This is a genomic window from Trinickia sp., assembly GCF_057351765.1.
Genome location: NZ_JBMRBK010000054.1, coordinates 74,956 through 93,050, shown reverse-complemented (window position 1 = coordinate 93,050; position 18,095 = coordinate 74,956). Strand labels below are relative to the sequence as shown.

The following is an 18,095-nucleotide window of genomic DNA, read 5'->3' as shown; positions in this document are numbered from 1 at the left end:
AGATGTTCTCAGGAGGGAGCTGTGCCGCACCAGGAGGCGCCATCGTTGGACTCAGAACAGAACCTTGCCTCGCGCAAGATAGTCCCGGCTGAACCTGAGCCGAAGGAATCCTCCGAGGGCAGGGTGCGATTGGATGGCGGCTCCGCAGACCTGCTTGACCTATCGCGTCAACAGCGCAACCTGCTACTCCTCCGCCCCATCTTCCACCTCGAGCGCTATAAGACGATGCTTGGTGACGAGGGTGGAGCGGACAGGACATTGTTCCACGGCATCGACACCCACTACCTCGCGTTGTCCGCCCTTGACCTGATGATGGAAGCGACGACAGTTTCCAGCGGTAGCACCTCGGTCGAGGTTGTGATTCACCTGGAGTATGTCGCCGGTCGCATGAAGCCTGGCCTCACGTCGTCTCAAGTACGCCTCATCGCGGAAGTTGTCCTCGACGCGCTCGACAACAAGGCCAACAACCACAGGGAGTTCACAGGAGAGTTTTTCGACGCGTCTACCGGCACGACTAAGACGGTCCGATACCGACTGGTCCGCTTCGAACCAGACGCTGATGACGTCTACCGCTATCGCCCCACCGCCGAAGGTTACCTCGTCTACCTGGGGATGCTCGACCTCGCGCCGGACGACTCGCAAGAGCTTATGGAGAAGATGCTCGACCTGCTCGTGCGCCGCGGCCGGTTCGAAGCAGCCGTCGAGATTGCCCGGCGAGCACGGAAGTACTCCATTGAGTACCGCCAACTGATTCGTGACCGGCTCTATCAAGCCTATCGAGCGCCAGGCAGCGTCAACTGGAGCCGCGACATGGCCGGGCGGCTCGACGAGGCGCGGACGCACGTTCGTCAGCGCCAAGTCGAAGACGCCCGGATGGAGGAAGCGGTTGGCGAGGCCCTACTTGGCGCCGATGAGCCGAAGACGCGCGAGAGTCTCGTACAGTTGAAGGAAACCATCCGTAGCGCCAGCCTCATCCGACTACAGCTTGTCACTGATATCAACATAGCGCCCGAGCGTTTCATCGAGGCGCAGCGCGCGGTCTTCCGTGCACGCAAGCCCACCGGTCTCCCGGACCTTGAGCCGCAACTCCTTCCGCAGCTCGTCAGCCTTCCGACCCAAGCACTCTCGGCAGAAGCGGACGTCTTCATCAGTGCGCTATACCCACCGGTGTGGCCAAGGGTGTACGACCTGAACTCGGTGTTCGCCCTGCTACTAGAGCAGCGTGGGGAAGATGCAGAGGTCGAAACTGACCCAGGCTCGATTGAGAAGTTCGAACCTCTGCCCGACCAGTTTTCGAAGGAGCTCGTACGGCGTGCCAACGACTGGTTGGCAGGCAAGTTCTCCACCGGCCAACGGCTGCGTATAGACCAGTTGCTGGATGCCGCCGAAGACGAAGGCCTAGACCGGACGACGCGGCGGTGCGTCGTTCTCATCCTGTTCCGCTCGTTCGCGCGGTCTGAGAGCGAGTTCAAAAACGTGAGCGCCGAACTCACGGGAGACACCTTCCACCTCGACATCGCTCAGGGCAGCGCTCTCGAGTTCGTTCCCCAGGGAGAGTCAGAATGAATGCAGAACCTACCGTGCGCAGCGCCGCGCGACTGACCTACAAGGCGCTGCACACGACGTTGTCGCCCATCAATGACCCCGAGTACCGCGAACTGCTTGCCTTGTGCAGGGCGGACCCGACATTCAGACGGTACGTCGAGGATGTCGCGGCCGGCATGGAACTGCAGATTCTCGACTTGAGCGAGCAGCGTGGGCTCATCGTAGTTCCGGTCTCCAAGGACAGCCGCTTCGCAGTGCGTCTCACGGATATCCGCAGCGGCATGACTCCAGACCAGAAGGCCGCGCTCGTGCTTGCGCACATCGCCATCGCCGCGGTCTTCTTCCCAACGACTGATGGGCTGGACGACGACAACTACTCCCCGCCCCCGGCGTCGGTGGCCACCTGCCGCGACGTGCTCTACGCGCTAGCGCGGCGTCTGAAGGAGACATCTGACGTTCCGCCGGACGTGCCACCTGAGCTAGCTCCTGGCTGGGAGACGATTTCAGCACTGCCAGTAGCAATTCCGTCCGGTCAGCGGGCGTCGCACGCCTCGGTCGTCGGCGTCGTCAAGATTGCGCTGAACCAGATGGCGCAGAGCGGCCTTGTTCGGCTTGACCGCGACGCGGAAGACGAGGCGGCTGCGACCTACACACCCACCTTTCGGCTGCGTGTGCAGCTGCGAGAACTGGCGTTGCGGCGGCTCTACGAGATGGCGCAACTGGCTACGACCGAGCGCAAGGCGGCATGACCATGCAGAAGATTTCCCGCATCCACCTGGGTAACTGTGGCTACCGCACCGCATGGTATGAAGGGATGACCTTTGAGGTAACCGACCCGGACAGCGGCCAACCCACCGACACGCTCATCAATCTGGAGAACGGCGGCGGCAAGACCACGCTCATCGGGCTTGTGTTCTCGTGCTTCGAGACCGCTCAAGAGAGGTTCCTCAAGCACATCCAGAGCAAGCACAACACGTTCTCTCAGTACTTCACCCACGATGGCGCGCCTGGTTTCATCATCGTTGAATGGCTCCTGCCGTCCAGAACGGCAGGAGGCAAGCCCTACCGTCTGGTGACCGGTCAGGCGGTCGCCGTAAGGTCGCACACCGAGCCACCGGAAGTCGACCGCATGTTCTTCTCATTCGAGGAGCGCGCCGACCTCGGCCTGGCGGACATCCCGGCCCCTGGTCTGGCGCAGCCCACGCCGTCCTCCATGCCGGAGTTTTCTCGCTGGCTACACGCGCAGCAGAAGAAGTACCCGGGTGACGTTTTCATCAGCCACAATCGCCAAGCGGAGTGGCAGCGGCATTTGAAAGACGAGCGTCTCATTGACCTGGACATGCTACGCATGCAGGTCAACTTCTCGGCCCAGGAAGGCGGTTTCGACACGGGCTTCCTCGACTTCAAGACGGAAGGCGAGTTCCTGCGCAAGTTCCTGCACCTGACCAGCGACACCACGAAGGCCGACGAGGCACGGAAGCTGGTGGTTGCGGTATGCGAGAAGCATCGCCGCAAGCCTCAGTTCCAGAAGCGTCGTGATGAGCTAACCAAGTTCCGGGCGTCGCTGAAAGCTTTCGCCGAGGCTGCTCATCTGTACCTTGAGATGCTTGCCGCGCAGCGCTCGATGCTGATTCGGGGCGCACAGATGGTCCAGGCTCTGCAGGCCCGGACCGTCTCCTTGTGCCTTGACCACGACCGAGAGATGGAGTTTGCGCAGACCCAGCGAGGACTGGCCTCGGCTGCACTCGCGGACTCGATGTCGTGCACGAAGGAGCTGGCGACGGTCACCTGGGCTTGGCACCAGAAGCGCATCGCACTGGCGAAGGCGCGCAAGGAGGCGGCCGATGGCCAGGTGAAGCACCTGGAGCGAGACGAACGGTTCGTTCGAGCTGCGCGACTGCAAAAGGAAATCGTCGGCGTCGACGAGGAGCTCAAGGAGCTTGACGCGCTGACCGAAGCCGAGCGTGCGAATCTCAAACCGACGAAGGACCACGTCGAAATTCAAGGGGCGCTGCTGCGCCGAGCGCTGTTCGACGAAGAGCAGCGACTGAAGATAACGCTCCAATTGCTCGATGAGCAAGCTACCGCGCGGGAGGAAGAACGGACGGCCCTTCGCAAGCAACGAGCTCAAGCCGAAGCTGATGAGCTCCGCCAGGTAGGAGAACGCTCGAAGCTTCAAGCGGCCGAGGAGTCCTACACGCGTCGTAGGCAAACTCTTGAAGTGGATGGGACCTTTCTCGGACCCGATGAGACAACTGCGGAGTCGCTTGAACGACTGAATGCCGAAGCCGCAACTGCGGCTTCCGAGCGTGACCTGCATCGAGCAACGCAGCAACGCTGCGCCAAAGAGGCGCGAGAGCATCGACTGGTCGCCGCAGCGGAGAACGTCCGCGCAGCCGAGTTGACCGGCAGGGCACGGGCACTCGGCGAGTTCATCGCACGAGGGGAGGCCGAGCTCGAGCGCCTGGCGCAGCTACCTGCTCTTCTGAATGCCGTCGAATCCGACCGCGTCGACCCGTTGTCCGCGGCCTTGCCTGCCCGCCTGCGCGAGGTCGTCTCTGAGTCGGCAAGACACGTGTCTCTGGGAGACGTTCGCTTGGCGGAGCTGCGCGCAACTAAGCAGGCTATTGATGAGACCGGGGTTGCTGGCTACAGCATCGACGTCGCACTCGTCGTCGAGACACTTCTACAGGCTGGAGTGCGCTCAGCCAAAGCCTATAACGAGTACATCTCACGCGCCCTTCCGGATGTCTCCCAGGCGCGGGCGCTCGTCTCCAGCGACCCCGCCCGCTTCCTCGGCGTCTGCGTGGCGTCCACGGAACTTGGTAAGGCCAAGGCAATCTCCTGGGAGGCGCGCCGGCCTACGCGTCCTGTAGTGATGTCAGCGACAACCCTTGAGCCTGCAGCGCAACTGGCGGAGCGCCTGGTCGTCCCTGCCGAGGACGATTCAGCCTTTAACGTCGAGGCTGCCGCCAAGCTGAGGTCGAACCTCGAGATCCGCGTCTCCGATGAAAACGAGCGTCGGTGCGCGTATCGGGAGCGCCACGACCAAACGCTGAAAGCCATCCACGAGCTCGACACGTATGCGAAGGAGTTCGGCGACGGAAAACTTGGACGGACACGAGCCGACAAGGTGGCCCTCGAAGAAGACGCTGCCGCGGCGACAGCACGCGCAGAGTCCCTCGAATCGCTCTCGCTTGAGCTGGATGAGAAGGCTCAAGGGCTGGAGCTGCAAGCCCAGGCCAGCGATGCGAGACGCCAGGCTGCACTTCTGTCTTCCGCAGCAGTTCGTACGTTCCAGAGCGAACACGAAGCCGGCCATGCGGAGCGCGTCCGTCGACTGGCGGAGGTAGCGCAAGATATCACCGCAGCACAGGAGAGAAAGTCCGCAGCAGACGGTGGCCTTGAGCGGCTGCAGGATGAACACGACCGCGACCAAGGCCTGCGCGTGAGCACCGACCATACACTCAAGCTCGCTGGCGATGAGCGTGCGGGCGTTGCTCACTACGACAAGGACTATCCGGCCCATGAACAGCTGCTGCAGAACCCTCGGCCAGTAGAGACTTTACGTCGCATCTATCGCGACGCCGAAGCCGCCTACCTGGCCGAGGAAAAGGAGCGATTGGGACTCTTGGCTCACAAACTGGAAGATGCTCGAAAGCGCCGCGAGGATAAGGCCAAGGAGTTCACCCGCGAATACAAGGGTGTACAGACGGCGGATCTTGCCCCCTTCCTGGATATCAACCATGAAGAGGCATTGGTGAACGTCGCATCCGCACTGGAGGCGGCCAAGCCAGAGCAAGTGACCGCCGCTTCGAACCTGCAGGTTGTAACCAACGAGTCGAGAAAGTGGTTCGACCAAAACAAGACGAACCTCGGGCCTACAGTATCCGCTCACGAGGCTTTGGACCTGGATGCCCTGGCCGCTCTTATGGCGAAAGCCGAGGAGCGCGTGACCGCGGCGCTGGAGCGGATGCGTGCGGCCAACGAAGCTGCGAATCAAGCAGCGGACCGGGCCAGCCGGAAGCGTGCAGCCGCGCAGGCCGACGGGAAGGTTGAGGCGCTACTGCGTAGCAGTATGGGGTTTGAAGACAAGCCCGACCCAGTTCTCATCGCAGCGGAAATCGGCGCCCAAGTGGGAATGACCTTGGAGGTGCCGGACCCAGACAGCCTGGTTCTCGAAGCCGACGCCAGCAATCAGGTCAACGCACTGCTAAAGGACTACATGGGGAGGAACCAAGGCGTCAGCAAACTGCAGAGCAAAGCTCGCGCGGCCTTCGACCTCATCAAGGTGGCTGCGTCGGAGCCGTCGTTCAGCGGGGTTGACCCCGATGTTGCGCAGCAGATGGTCGCCAACGAGTTCAGTGCCGCGTGTACGGACGCGAAACGGCTCCTGGAGCATCTGGACGACCGCATCGCGACGACCGAGGCAACGCTGCGATCGATGCAAGCTGACTTCGACGCCTGCGTCGAGGAGGTGCTCGCCGTCGTCCGCTCAGCCATCGCGACGCTCAATCGAGCAACGAGCAAGGACAAGTCAGTGCCGGTGGGCGCCCCATACGTCGGTGGCAAGCAAGTCCTGAAGATGCGGGCAAACTTCGGCTCGGTGCCAGTCGAAACGCGACGCCAGACTCTCAGCGCCTACCTCGACACTTTGGTCGATACGAACGTGTTCCCTCCGCGCGGTACAGACCTCATCGCCGACGCTGTGGCGCGCGTTTATGGGCGCCCGCTCGGACTGCAGGTCCTGAAGATGTCCATCGAGGAAACAGAGCAGTATGTACCAGTTGAGCGGGTTTCGAACTCCGGTGGCGAAGGCGTCGTCATGGCGATGTTCCTGTACCTTGTCATCAACCAGTTGCGGGCTGAGAACCACGCGCAGGTACATCGCATCGCCGGTGGGCCGCTCATCCTCGACAACCCGTTCGCGAAGGCCACCAGCCCCGCCATGTGGCGCGCCCAACGGCTGCTCGCCGAGGCCATGAACGTCCAATTAATATTCGCCACGGCGCTTCAGGACTTCAACGCTCTCGGCGAGTTCCAGCGATTCGTCCGCCTGCGCCGCGCCGGACAGAACAGCAAGACAAGGCGCTGGCACCTCGAGTTCGCAAACCTGACGCTCAATAACGTACCCTAGGAGTTGGCTTGAGCGAGTTCCTTGAAACGCTGCTGTCATCGCCGCGCAAGCGTGTGCCGCTCGACGAGCTGCGCCGACACTACTTCTCGCTGTACCCAGATGTCCAGAACAGCCCAGACCGTGGTGTGCTGCTACTGAGGGCGCTGAAGGAGCTGGAAGCTGACGGCGCCATCTCGCTGCCGGCTACCGGAAATTGGGAACAGGCCGGCTCGCCCGCTCTTCCACTTTGGGTCACGTTGAAGAGCTCACATCGCTCCCAGGTTTCTGTGAACCATGCCGACGTGACCTGGGCGCCGGAGCTGGGGTTCTGGCCGGAGTTGAGGCCATCGCAGTTGTCAGCGCTATGGCCCATCAATGACTTCCTACTCCGACGCCGAGGGGCTTTCTCCTCGGTTCCAATCAAGGAGCGCTCCTTGGAAATCTTCGGCGACGAGAAGCGGCTCGACAACATGTGCGCCGGGGACTTCCTTTTTAACGGGCGACTTCCACTCTCCATCATCGGTTGCTTCCGGGTACCCCAGCCGCTACCGTATCGCAAGGTTGATACGCCGGGTAAGCCTGTACTCGTTGTCGAAAACCACAACACGTACTGGAGCTTCGCCGAATGGAACGAGACCACGAGACGATATACGGGAGTCGTCTATGGCGGAGGCGAAAACTTCAGGCTTACTGGGCGAGCGCTGCGCCAAGCGATGCATGAAACAGGAGCTTCTTCAGCGGAATACTTCGGCGACCTGGACCCGAAGGGCTTGTCGATTCCCCTCGACTTCAACCGTTCCGTCGAGTCAGGCTATCCGACCGTTTCTGCGGCGCTCCCGTTGTACCGCTGGTTGCTTGCGAACGGGGTGCGGCGTGAAAAATCCGAGTGTGCAACCTATGCAGCAGGACTAGCGGCCGCTTGGCTCGGCGCAGAGCTGGCCGCAGAACTAGAAGGAATTTGGTCTACGGGCACGTGGCTGCCTCAGGAGTCGCTAGGCACTGAGCAACTCCATGCTGGTGCCATTGGCATCAAGGCTGCATCCACCGGCGGCTTGGACGGCTAAGCGTCAAAGCGCATGGCTTTAACAGTCAAGGATGCCGTCGGCACCGCTGACGGTATCAAGCAAGCCCATCCGCATGTTGCCCGCACATACCGTCAGAAATACCGTCAAATAACGGCTGCTTGGCCTGAACGCGGAGCGCAGGCGTAGGTTTATAATCTCCTTATCAATCGAAGCCTTACGCACCTGCGCTCGGCAATTTAAAATCGGGCACGCGTGATTTATCGACCATCACAAGCCCTCGATTCAAAAGGAAATTTCAAGAACCCCTATTCCCACTCAATCGTAGCCGGCGGCTTCCCCGAAATATCATAAACAACCCGATTGATCCCCCGGACCTCGTTGATAATCCGATTGGAAACCTGCCCGAGCAACTCGTGCGGCAAATGGGCCCAATGCGCCGTCATGAAATCGAGCGTCTGCACCGCGCGCAGTGCGACGACATATTCATAAGTCCGCCCGTCTCCCATCACGCCAACGCTTTTCACGGGCAAAAACACCGCAAACGCCTGGCTGGTAAGGTCGTACCACGACTTCCCCGTCTCCTTGTCGATCGTGTTACGCAGCGTCTCGATAAAAATCGCATCAGCTCGCCGCAGTAGATCCGCAAAGTCGCGCCGTACCTCGCCAAGAATCCGCACACCGAGCCCCGGCCCCGGAAACGGATGCCGGTAGACCATCTCATACGGCAATCCGAGCTTCACGCCGAGCTCGCGTACCTCGTCCTTGAACAGTTCGCGCAGCGGCTCCAGCAACTTGAGATTCAACGTCTCAGGCAACCCACCAACGTTGTGATGGCTTTTGATCGTATGCGCGGCCTTCTTACCCTTGCCGGCCGATTCGATCACATCCGGATAAATGGTGCCCTGCGCCAGCCATTTCGCATCGCGCAGCTTGCCCGCTTCCGTCTGAAACACTTCAACGAACTCCGCGCCGATGATCTTGCGCTTGTGCTCGGGATCCGTCACGCCGGCAAGCTTCGAGAGAAACGCTTCGCTCGCATCGACATGAATGACGCGCACACCGAGATGATCGGCAAACGTCGCCATCACCTGCTCCGCCTCGTTCAGCCGCAACAACCCATGATCGACGAAGACACACGTCAGTTGATCGCCAATGGCGCGATGCAGGAGCGCCGCCGCCACCGATGAATCGACACCACCCGACAAGCCGAGAATCACATGCTCGTCACCCACCTGCGCGCGAATCTTTTCGACAGCCTCGTCGATGTAATGCCCCATCTCCCAATCGGCCTTCGCGCCGCAAATCTGCAGCACGAAGCGCTCGAGCATCGCACGGCCTTGAACCGTATGCGTGACTTCCGGATGCCATTGAAGACCATAGAAATGCCGCTTTTCATCGGCCATTGCCGCAATCGGGCACGATTCCGTGGACGCCATCAGAGCGAACCCTTCCGGCATCTCGGTCACCTTGTCGCCGTGGCTCATCCAGACTTTCAGCATGCCGTGTCCTTCCGGCGTGCGGAAATCTTCGATACCTTCGAGCAGGCTCGTATGGTTGCGCGCACGCACTTCGGCATAGCCGAATTCGCGCACGTGTCCGCGGTCGACCTTGCCCCCCAGCTGTTCCGCCATCGTCTGCATGCCATAACAGATGCCGAGCACCGGCACGCCCAGTTCGAACACCGCCTGCGGCGCGCGCGGCGTATCGGATTCGGTCACCGAGCTCGGGCCGCCCGACAGAATCACGCCTTTCGGGGCGAACTCACGGATGAACGCGTCGTCGACGTCGTACGGATGAATCTCCGAATACACATGCGCTTCGCGAATACGGCGGGCGATCAGTTGGGTGACTTGCGAGCCGAAGTCGAGGATCAGGATCTTGTCATGCATGGCTGGGCACGAAACTCAATGAGGAAAAATAGAAAACGAATGCGTCAGGACAGGCGATTGGCCACGCCGATAAACAAATTGCGCCGAGCGGCCGGCAAACAAGACCGGCACGCAGGCGCAACAGCTATGCAGGCAGCGAGTGGCAGCACCCATCATCGAGAAAAGCTGACGACGATCGCGGAAACCGGACGGTCGGCGTGAAGGGCAAGCCGAACCAAGCCGACCCGCCCCGCCCCGCGACGCCCACACGCGTCAGTCCACGTGATAGTTCGGTGCTTCCTTCGTGATCTGGACGTCGTGCACGTGCGATTCGCGCATGCCTGCCGACGAGATCTCCACGAACTGCGCTTTCTCGTGCATCTCGGCAATCGTGCTGCAGCCGCAATAACCCATGCTGGCCCGCACACCGCCGATCAGCTGGAACAGAATGGCGTTGACCGAGCCCTTGTACGCAACGCGGCCCTCGATCCCCTCGGGTACGAGCTTGTCGATATTGGCCGAATTGTCCTGGAAGTAGCGGTCCGCCGCGCCATCCTTCATCGCGCCGACCGACCCCATGCCGCGATACGACTTGTACTGCCGGCCCTGATAAAGGAACACATCGCCCGGCGCTTCTTCCGTACCGGCGAACATGCTGCCCATCATGACTGCGTCGGCACCGGCGGCAAGCGCCTTGCTGACATCGCCCGAGTAACGGACACCGCCATCGGCAATCACCGGAACACCGGTGCCCTTGAGCGCCTCGGAGACGTTTGCGATCGCCGTGATCTGCGGCACGCCCACGCCGGCCACGATCCGCGTCGTGCAGATCGAACCGGGGCCGATGCCGACCTTCACGCCGTCCGCACCGTATTCGACGAGTGCACGCGCCGCATCGGCCGTCGCGATATTGCCGCCGATGACTTCCACGTGCGGGTATTGCTTCTTGACCCAGCGCACACGCTCGAGCACACCCTTGCTGTGACCATGCGCGGTATCGACGACGATGACATCGACCCCTGCCGCCGCAAGCAGCGTCACGCGCTCTTCGTTATCGGGACCGACGCCGACGGCCGCGCCCACGCGCAGCTTGCCGTGCTCGTCCTTGCACGCATCGGGGTGCTCGGTCTGCTTCGTGATGTCCTTCACGGTCATGAGCCCGCGCAGTTCGAATGCGTCGTTCACGACGAGCACGCGTTCGAGACGGTGCGAGTGCATCAAGGCCTTCGCCTCCGCAAGGGGCGTCCCTTCCTTGACCGTCACGAGCCGCTCGCGCGGCGTCATGATGCTGCGTACGGGCTCGTCGAAGCGCGTCTCGAAGCGCAAGTCGCGGTTCGTCACGATACCGACGAGCTTCGCGCCCTCCACGACGGGAAAGCCGGAAATGCCGTGCTGCTGCGACAACGCAATGACGTCGCGCACCTTCATGTCGGGCGGGATCGTGATCGGATCGCGCACGACACCCGATTCGAACCGCTTGACCTTCGCCACTTCACGCGCCTGCTCGGCAGCCGTCAGATTCTTGTGGATGATGCCGACGCCGCCCTGCTGCGCCATGGCGATCGCGAGCCGTGCCTCGGTGACCGTGTCCATCGCGGCCGACACGAGCGGCATATGCAGGGAAATATTGCGGGTCAGCTTGGTCTTGAGGCTGGTGTCGCGCGGCAACACTTCGGAGAAAGCCGGGACGAGGAGCACGTCATCGAACGTGAGTGCTTTCTGGATCAGACGCATGGCAAATCCTATAGGCGCAAAAGCGAATTATACGCGATACCTCCCCGGTTTTCACTGCGCGAACAGCAAGTTAGCGCATTTTTATGCCCCTCGGGCCGACGCGATTTCGGTTTTGCGTTCGAGCCCGGTTCGCTCGTTTTTCGTTTGCGTGACACGCACGAATCGAACCAACAGAAAAAAAGCGCGCGATCGAGCCCAAGCTGCCGCGAGTGCAGAAATGAACAAGACGAGGGCTCCCCGCGGTCCTACAGTGCGGCACAGTGCAACCCATCGAACGAGGATCACGGCATGCGGCAGGGCGTGAGTTACGGCATCATGGCTGGCGCCCTATGGGGCACCGTGTTTCTCGTGCCGAGGCTGTTGGGCGACTTCCCGCCGGCGTTGCTCGCCTCTGCGCGCTGCATGATGTACGGGCTCGTTTCGCTCGCCGCTGCGGTACCGATCGCGCGCCGAGTGGCCGGCAAGCTGACGCGTGCCGATCTCGGCGCGCTCGCGGGGCTCGCGTTGATCGGCAATCTCGTTTACTACCTTTTTCTGACCGCGGCGGTGCATCGGATCGGTATTGGGCCGACCTCGCTGATCGTCGGCGTACTCCCCGTCACGGTCACGCTCGCCGGCCGACACGACCATGGCGCCGTACCGCTGCTTCGTCTGATCTTTCCGCTCGGGCTCGTGGCGGCCGGCATCGCCTGCATCAATGTGGATGTCTTCACGGGCGACGCCTCGCAGGCGGCCGCGACCGCGACAACAGTGGCCGGCAAGCTCGCCGGCGTCGCCTGCGCGGTGGGCGCGCTCGCCACATGGACCTGGTTCGCCGTGGTCAACGCGCGCACGCTGCGCGGCAATGCCCGCTTCGACAGCAACGAATGGTCCGTCCTGCTCGGCGTGGCTACGGGCTTCTTCGGCGCGCTCACGTGGTTGCCCGCCCTCGCATTCGTCCACGCGCATGGCGCGGTGGACAGCTTCGACGCCCTGAGCGGTGCGCGCTGGCAAACGTTCTGGCTGCTCAATCTGGGTTTGGCGGTAGGTGCTTCCTGGCTCGGCAACGGCCTTTGGAACGCGGCCGCAACCCGCTTGCCGCTCACGCTATCGGGCCAGTTGATCGTCTTCGAGACGCTCTTCGCCCTGCTCTACGGATTCATCTACGACGCGCGCATGCCGCGCCCGCTGGAAATCGCAGCCATCGCGCTGCTGTTGGCCGGTGTGGTATGGTCGGTCAAGCGGCATAGCGGCGCGCAGTCCCGGGCCGCCTCCCCGCTCAGCGCGAATCCTTCGACAGCCATTTGCGGCCCTCGATCGAGCCCTCGCGGCGTGTCTTGTCCACGCGCCGCTGCCGAGCAAGCTTCGGGTCCACAATGAGCGGACGGTAGATCTCGACTCTGTCGTGATCCGCAAGCGGCGCGTCGAGCGGCCGGAGCTTGCCGTAGACACCGACTTTCGCGGTCGAGAGCTCGATCTCCGGATGCCGCTCGACGATGCGGCTCGCGTCGATCGCGTCGCGAACCGTCGCACCCGCCGGCACACGGACCTCGATCAGGGTTTGCGTCCCAGGTTGCGCATAGCAGACGCAGATCGACAACTGCGCGCTCATGGCCGGCCGTAGCGCTGATCGGCGCGTTTGACGAACGACTCGACGAACGTGTTCGCGATGTGCGTGAATACCGGGCCGATGAGTTTCTCGAGGATGATGCTCGCAAACTCGTAATGCAGTGCGAACTCGATTTTGCAGGCGTCCGTGCGCAGCGGGGTGAACCGCCAGTAGCCGGTGAACTTGCGAAACGGTCCCTCGGCGAATTCCATGTCGATGCGGGTCGGACGCGACTGCGAGTTGTGTGTCGCGAAGTGCTGCTTGATGCCCTTGAAGTTGATGTCGATGCGGGCTTCCATGCCGTGCTCGTCCTGCCGCCGGATCTCGACGCCGCCGCACCAGGGCAGGAAGTTGGGATAATCGGCGACATCGGTGACGAGATCGAACATCTCCTCGGCCGAGTGCCGGATCAATACGGTTTTCTGGACATCAGCCATACATTTGACGGCGCGCGGGCGAAAGTGGGCGGAGCGGAGCCTCGGTAGGTCCCGCTTTGCTAAAATTGCGATTTTAAACGAGATGGGCATCCTCCATTCATGAGCATCATCGACAACAGAAAAGCCTTCTTCGATTACTTCATCGAGGAGCGCTACGAAGCAGGGCTCGTGCTCGAGGGATGGGAGGTCAAGTCACTGCGCGCCGGGCGCGGCCAGATCAAGGAAGGTTACGTCGTCGTGCGCGACGGCGAGATGTTCCTGATCGGGGCGCACATCAGTCCGCTGCCCGAAGCGTCGACCCACATCAAGCCCGACCCTGTGCGCACGCGCAAACTGCTTTTACATGCGGACCAGATCAAAAAACTGATCGGCAAGGTCGAACAACGCGGTTATACGCTCGTGCCGCTCAACTTTCACTACAAAGGCGGCCGCGTCAAGTGCGAAATCGGCCTCGCCAAGGGCAAAAAGCAGCACGACAAACGCGAGACCGAGAAAAAGCGCGATTGGGAACGCGAAAAGGCACGGCTCATGCGCTCTGCCGGCTGAGCGTCCGGCCAAGGCGGAGAAAGGCTAAAAACCGAGCGCTGGGGGCTCCGTCAAACACCGAGACCACCGCCGGCGGCCTCGGTCGCGAAATGGCCGACGGTTTCAGCGCGCCTCGGCCACCTGTGCGTTTTTGCCGCGGCTCACGATCGTCAGCGCCGAGGCAATCATCGTGCTCAAGTCGGACAGGTTGCCGGGCACGATCAGCGTATTGCCCGCCTTCGCCAGATTCGAGAACGCGTTGACGTATTGCTCGGCCACTTTCAGGTTGACGGCGTCCATGCCCCCGGTCGATTGAATCGCGCCCGCGATCTTTCGGATCGCCTCGGAATTCGCTTCGGCCACCGCCAGAATCGCCGCTGCTTCGCCCTGCGCCTGGTTGATCGCCGCCTGACGCTCGCCTTCCGAGCGCTGGATGGCCGCCTCGCGCTGGCCGGCCGCGATGTTGATTTGTTCTTGCTTGCGCCCTTCGGAGGCCGCGATCAGCGCGCGCTTTTCCCGTTCAGCGGTGATCTGTGCCTGCATCGCATGCAGGATTTCCTTCGGCGGCGTCAAATCCTTGATCTCGTAGCGCAGCACTTTCACGCCCCAGCCCGACGCGGCTTCGTCGAGCGCCGACACCACGCTGCGGTTGATGAGATCGCGCTCTTCGAAGGTCTTGTCGAGTTCAAGCCGGCCGATGACCGAGCGCAGCGTCGTCTGCGAGAGCTGCGTGATCGCGAACACGAAATTGGTCGATCCGTACGATGCCTTCATCGCATCGGTCACCTGGAAGTACAGCACCCCGTCCACCTGCAGTTGCGTGTTATCGCGCGTGATGCAGATTTGCGCGGGTACCTCGAGCGGGATTTCCTTGAGTACGTGCTTATAGGCGACGCGATCGACGAACGGCAGCACCATGTTGAGCCCCGGCGCGAGCGTCGCATGATAGCGACCGAACCGCTCGACCACCCACGCATGCTGCTGCGGCACGATCTTGATCGTCTGCGCGACGAGGACGATCACGACGACGAGCAGCACGGCCCCCACGATGGTCATATCCATTGTTCACTCCTTGGTTGTTGACAGCGGATGATGCGCCGCGCCCGGCCCCGACGGCTTCTTTTCGGCGACGACCAGACGGTTCCCGTGTACCGCGGTGATCTCATAGCGGCGCGCGTCGGCGCGGGCTCCGGGCGCGAGCTCCACGTCCCAGAGCGCGCCGCGATACGGCACACGCGCATGGCCATCGCTCCACTCGAGGACCTCGATCGCAGCGCCGATATCGGGATGGACGTCGGGATTCGACGCAGCATCGCGCCGCGCCTTGCGGTGACCGAAGCGGCTGCGTCGCAACGTGATGACGGCCGCCAGCGCAACGAGCGCCGCCACCGCGTATTGAACGGCGGGCGCCGCACCGGCCAGATGAACGAGCGCGCCGGCCAGAAAACCGAGCGCGATCATCAATAGATAGAACGTCCCCGTCAACAGCTCGGCGACGACGAGCACACCCGCGCCGATCCACCAGATATAGTCGTTCGCATTCATCCCCGGTCTCCTCGAATCCGGCTCACCCCGAGTACCGAATCCCGAATCCTGAGTACTGAATTGAATTGCCCAATATAAAAACGCCCCGGGGTTACCGGGGCGTTATAGCACGAATGCCGTGGCTTGCACGATGGACCCGCACCGATATCGGGCGGGTTCGCTCGTTACTTCGCGGCGGCCTTGGCAAGCGCCTGCCAGGTTTCGATGATCGAATCCGGATTCAGCGAGATGGACGCGATGCCTTCATCGCTGAGCCATTGCGCGAAATCGGGGTGATCGGACGGCCCCTGACCGCAGATACCGACGTACTTGTCCAGGCGCCGGCACGTATCGATCGCCCGCTTCAGCAGGAACTTGACCGCCTCGTCGCGCTCGTCGAAGTCGGCCGCGAGCAGCTCCATGCCGGAATCACGGTCCAGACCGAGCGTGAGCTGCGTGAGGTCGTTCGAGCCGATCGAGAAGCCATCGAAGTATTCGAGGAACTGCTCGGCCAGAATCGCGTTCGACGGAATCTCGCACATCATGATGAGACGCAGGCCGTTCTCGCCGCGTTTCAATCCGAACTTCGCGAGCAGACCCACCACGCGCTCCGCCTGCTTGAGCGTACGCACGAACGGCACCATGATTTCGACGTTCGAAAGACCCATGTCCTCGCGCACGCGCTTGAGTGCCACGCATTCCATTTCGAACGCCTGAGCGAAGTCCTGCGCGATGTAGCGCGAGGCGCCACGGAACCCCAGCATCGGGTTTTCTTCATCGGGCTCGTAGCGCGAACCGCCGATCAGCTTCTTGTACTCGTTCGACTTGAAGTCCGAAAGCCGCACGATGACGGGGCGCGGATAGAACGCCGCGGCAATCGTGGCGATGCCCTCGGTCAGCTTGTCGACGTAGAAGGCACGCGGCGATGCATGGCCGCGCGCAACGCTTTCGACAGCCTTCTTGAGATCCTGATCGACATTCGGATACTCGAGGATCGCCTTCGGATGCACCCCAATGTTGTTGTTGATGATGAACTCGAGCCGCGCAAGGCCGACACCGGCGTTCGGCAACTGCGCGAAATCGAACGCAAGCTGCGGATTGCCGACGTTCATCATGATCTTGACCGGAATCTCGGGCAGCTCGCCACGCGCGATCTCGGTTACTTCCGTTTCGAGCAAGCCGTCATAGATCTTGCCTTCGTCGCCCTCGGCACACGACACGGTGACGAGCGTGCCGTCCTTCAGGACATCGGTGGCGTCTCCGCAACCGACGACGGCCGGCACACCGAGTTCGCGCGCGATGATCGCCGCATGGCAGGTACGTCCGCCGCGATTCGTGACGATCGCCGACGCACGCTTCATCACCGGCTCCCAGTTCGGATCGGTCATGTCGGCCACGAGCACGTCACCCGGCTGCACACGCTCCATTTCCGACGGATCGTGAATGACGCGGACACGTCCCGCGCCGATCTTCTGACCGATCGCACGGCCGGTGGTAAGCACGGTCGACTGGCCCTTCAGCTTGAAACGCTGCTCGATCTTGCCGGCACTCTGGCTCTTGACCGTCTCCGGGCGCGCCTGAAGGATGAAGATCTTGCCGTCGCGGCCATCCTTGCCCCACTCGATGTCCATCGGACGCTGGTAGTGCTTTTCGATGATGACGGCGTACTTCGCCAACTCGATCACATCCTCATCGGTGATCGAGAAACGGTTGCGCTGCTCGTGCGGCACGTCGACCGTCTTCACGCGCCCCGGCTCGCCCGGCTTCGTGAACTCCATCTTGATCAGCTTCGAGCCGATCGAGCGGCGGATGATCGGATATTTGCCCTGCTCGAGCGTCGTCTTGAAGACGTAGAACTCGTCCGGATTCACCGCGCCTTGCACGATGGTTTCACCGAGACCGTAGCTCGAGGTGATGAACACCGCATCCTTGAAGCCCGATTCCGTATCGAGCGTGAACATGACGCCGGCCGCGCCCACGTCCGAGCGCACCATGCGCTGCACGCCGGCCGAAAGCGCCACTTCCGCATGCGTGAAGCCCTTGTGAACGCGGTACGAGATCGCACGATCGTTGTAGAGCGAGGCGAAGACGTGCTTCATCCGGTCCAGCACCTCGTCGATGCCGACGACGTTGAGGTAGCTTTCCTGCTGGCCAGCGAACGATGCGTCGGGCAAATCCTCGGCCGTGGCCGACGAACGCACGGCGAACGACAGTTCGTCGGGCGAGCCGTTTTGGAGGGTCTCGAACTGCGCGCGGATCTCCTGCTCGAGGCGTGCCTGCATCGGCGCCTCGACGATCCATTGCCGAATTTCGGCACCGGCGGCGGCGAGCGCCTTGACGTCGTCGACGTCGAGCGTCGCTAGGCGCGCCGCAATGCGCTCGGTCAGGTTGTTGTGAGCGAGGAAATCGCGAAAGGCCAGCGCGGTCGTGGCGAAGCCGGTCGGCACGCGCACGCCTGCCTCGGCCAGCTGGCTGATCATCTCGCCGAGCGAGGCGTTCTTGCCGCCCACGATCTCGACATCGGTCATTCGCAATTGTTCGAACGGAACTACATACGCCTGGTCCTTTGCGACGTTTGCTACGTTAGTCATACAAGCCCCTAAGTGTGAAAAAAATGCACGGCTGCGCACGTGGGCTTGGACGCGCGCCACCCCATTGGAAGACGGCGCGCATCATGCGCAACCTGTTGGAGAAGCAATCGCATTCGCGTTTCGATAGCAATTGCTTATCCAA

Annotated in this window: 12 protein-coding genes and 1 pseudogene; 6 read left to right on the top strand and 7 right to left on the bottom strand. The window is 62.0% G+C overall.

Going from position 1 to position 18,095, the window contains the following annotated elements:
* The first annotated feature begins 45 nt into the window (after window positions 1-45).
* The 4 genes from ACO1XS_RS15310 to ACO1XS_RS15295 are packed head-to-tail and all read left to right on the top strand — an operon-like array spanning window position 46 to window position 7,725.
* Window positions 46-1,566, top strand: a complete 1,521-nt coding sequence (locus tag ACO1XS_RS15310) for a hypothetical protein (protein ID WP_486391078.1) — start codon at window positions 46-48, stop codon at window positions 1,564-1,566.
* The gene (locus tag ACO1XS_RS15305) at window positions 1,563-2,294 is read left to right on the top strand and encodes a hypothetical protein (RefSeq protein ID WP_486391077.1); all 732 of its coding nucleotides are present in this window, start codon (window positions 1,563-1,565) and stop codon (window positions 2,292-2,294) included. Before ACO1XS_RS15310 ends, ACO1XS_RS15305 begins: the two co-directional genes overlap by 4 nt.
* Window positions 2,295-2,296: 2 nt before the next feature.
* Complete coding sequence (locus ACO1XS_RS15300) at window positions 2,297-6,682, top strand: coiled-coil domain-containing protein (RefSeq protein WP_486391076.1); 4,386 nt, start codon at window positions 2,297-2,299, stop codon at window positions 6,680-6,682.
* Window positions 6,683-6,690: 8 nt separating this feature from the next.
* A complete protein-coding gene (locus ACO1XS_RS15295; RefSeq protein WP_486391075.1) occupies window positions 6,691-7,725 on the top strand; it encodes a Wadjet anti-phage system protein JetD domain-containing protein in 1,035 nt (344 codons plus the stop codon).
* Window positions 7,726-7,991: 266 nt separating this feature from the next.
* Here the strand turns inward: ACO1XS_RS15295 and guaA are convergent, their stop codons facing one another.
* Both guaA and guaB read right to left on the bottom strand, forming a co-directional pair.
* Entirely contained in the window at window positions 7,992-9,575 is a 1,584-nt protein-coding gene (guaA, locus tag ACO1XS_RS15290; protein ID WP_486391074.1) for a glutamine-hydrolyzing GMP synthase, read from the bottom strand.
* A gap of 252 nt (window positions 9,576-9,827) precedes the next feature.
* The gene (guaB, locus tag ACO1XS_RS15285; protein WP_331572822.1) at window positions 9,828-11,288 is read right to left on the bottom strand and encodes an IMP dehydrogenase; all 1,461 of its coding nucleotides are present in this window, start codon (window positions 11,286-11,288) and stop codon (window positions 9,828-9,830) included.
* 288 nt (window positions 11,289-11,576) lie between these two features.
* On the opposite strand from guaB, the pseudogene ACO1XS_RS15280 reads away from it, so the two are divergent.
* A pseudogene (locus tag ACO1XS_RS15280) lies at window positions 11,577-12,557 on the top strand (DMT family transporter); the annotation flags it as partial.
* Here ACO1XS_RS15280 and ACO1XS_RS15275 read toward each other — a convergent pair.
* Entirely contained in the window at window positions 12,547-12,879 is a 333-nt protein-coding gene (locus tag ACO1XS_RS15275) for an RnfH family protein (protein ID WP_331572819.1), read from the bottom strand. The pseudogene ACO1XS_RS15280 and the gene ACO1XS_RS15275 overlap by 11 nt on opposite strands.
* Window positions 12,876-13,313 carry a type II toxin-antitoxin system RatA family toxin gene (locus ACO1XS_RS15270; RefSeq protein ID WP_331572818.1) on the bottom strand — a complete coding sequence of 146 codons (438 nt, stop codon included), beginning with the start codon at window positions 13,311-13,313 and terminating at the stop codon, window positions 12,876-12,878. The genes ACO1XS_RS15275 and ACO1XS_RS15270 overlap by 4 nt, the downstream gene beginning before the upstream one ends.
* Before the next feature lie 99 nt (window positions 13,314-13,412).
* Between ACO1XS_RS15270 and smpB the strand changes: the two genes are divergently transcribed.
* Window positions 13,413-13,859 carry an SsrA-binding protein SmpB gene (smpB, locus tag ACO1XS_RS15265; protein WP_331572817.1) on the top strand — a complete coding sequence of 149 codons (447 nt, stop codon included), beginning with the start codon at window positions 13,413-13,415 and terminating at the stop codon, window positions 13,857-13,859.
* Window positions 13,860-13,961: 102 nt separating this feature from the next.
* Here the strand turns inward: smpB and ACO1XS_RS15260 are convergent, their stop codons facing one another.
* The 3 genes from ACO1XS_RS15260 to ppsA all read right to left on the bottom strand — a co-directional run bounded on the left by ACO1XS_RS15260 (window position 13,962) and on the right by ppsA (window position 17,953).
* Entirely contained in the window at window positions 13,962-14,900 is a 939-nt protein-coding gene (locus ACO1XS_RS15260) for an SPFH domain-containing protein (protein ID WP_173259002.1), read from the bottom strand.
* Window positions 14,901-14,903: 3 nt separating this feature from the next.
* Window positions 14,904-15,383 (bottom strand): NfeD family protein, encoded by a 480-nt coding sequence (locus ACO1XS_RS15255; RefSeq protein WP_331572815.1) that lies wholly within the window; start codon window positions 15,381-15,383, stop codon window positions 14,904-14,906.
* Between the two features lie 164 nt (window positions 15,384-15,547).
* Entirely contained in the window at window positions 15,548-17,953 is a 2,406-nt protein-coding gene (gene ppsA, locus ACO1XS_RS15250) for a phosphoenolpyruvate synthase (RefSeq protein WP_440563767.1), read from the bottom strand.
* Window positions 17,954-18,095 lie beyond the last annotated feature (142 nt).

Coding starts and splice junctions, on each gene's coding strand:
- ACO1XS_RS15305 (WP_486391077.1), top strand. CDS start 1,563: ATGAATGCAGAACCTACCGTGCGCAGCGCCGCGCGACTGACCTACAAG.
- ACO1XS_RS15300 (WP_486391076.1), top strand. CDS start 2,297: ATGCAGAAGATTTCCCGCATCCACCTGGGTAACTGTGGCTACCGCACC.
- guaA (WP_486391074.1), bottom strand. CDS start 9,575: ATGCATGACAAGATCCTGATCCTCGACTTCGGCTCGCAAGTCACCCAA.
- guaB (WP_331572822.1), bottom strand. CDS start 11,288: ATGCGTCTGATCCAGAAAGCACTCACGTTCGATGACGTGCTCCTCGTC.
- ACO1XS_RS15275 (WP_331572819.1), bottom strand. CDS start 12,879: ATGAGCGCGCAGTTGTCGATCTGCGTCTGCTATGCGCAACCTGGGACG.
- ACO1XS_RS15270 (WP_331572818.1), bottom strand. CDS start 13,313: ATGGCTGATGTCCAGAAAACCGTATTGATCCGGCACTCGGCCGAGGAG.
- smpB (WP_331572817.1), top strand. CDS start 13,413: ATGAGCATCATCGACAACAGAAAAGCCTTCTTCGATTACTTCATCGAG.
- ACO1XS_RS15260 (WP_173259002.1), bottom strand. CDS start 14,900: ATGGATATGACCATCGTGGGGGCCGTGCTGCTCGTCGTCGTGATCGTC.
- ACO1XS_RS15255 (WP_331572815.1), bottom strand. CDS start 15,383: ATGAATGCGAACGACTATATCTGGTGGATCGGCGCGGGTGTGCTCGTC.
- ppsA (WP_440563767.1), bottom strand. CDS start 17,953: ATGACTAACGTAGCAAACGTCGCAAAGGACCAGGCGTATGTAGTTCCG.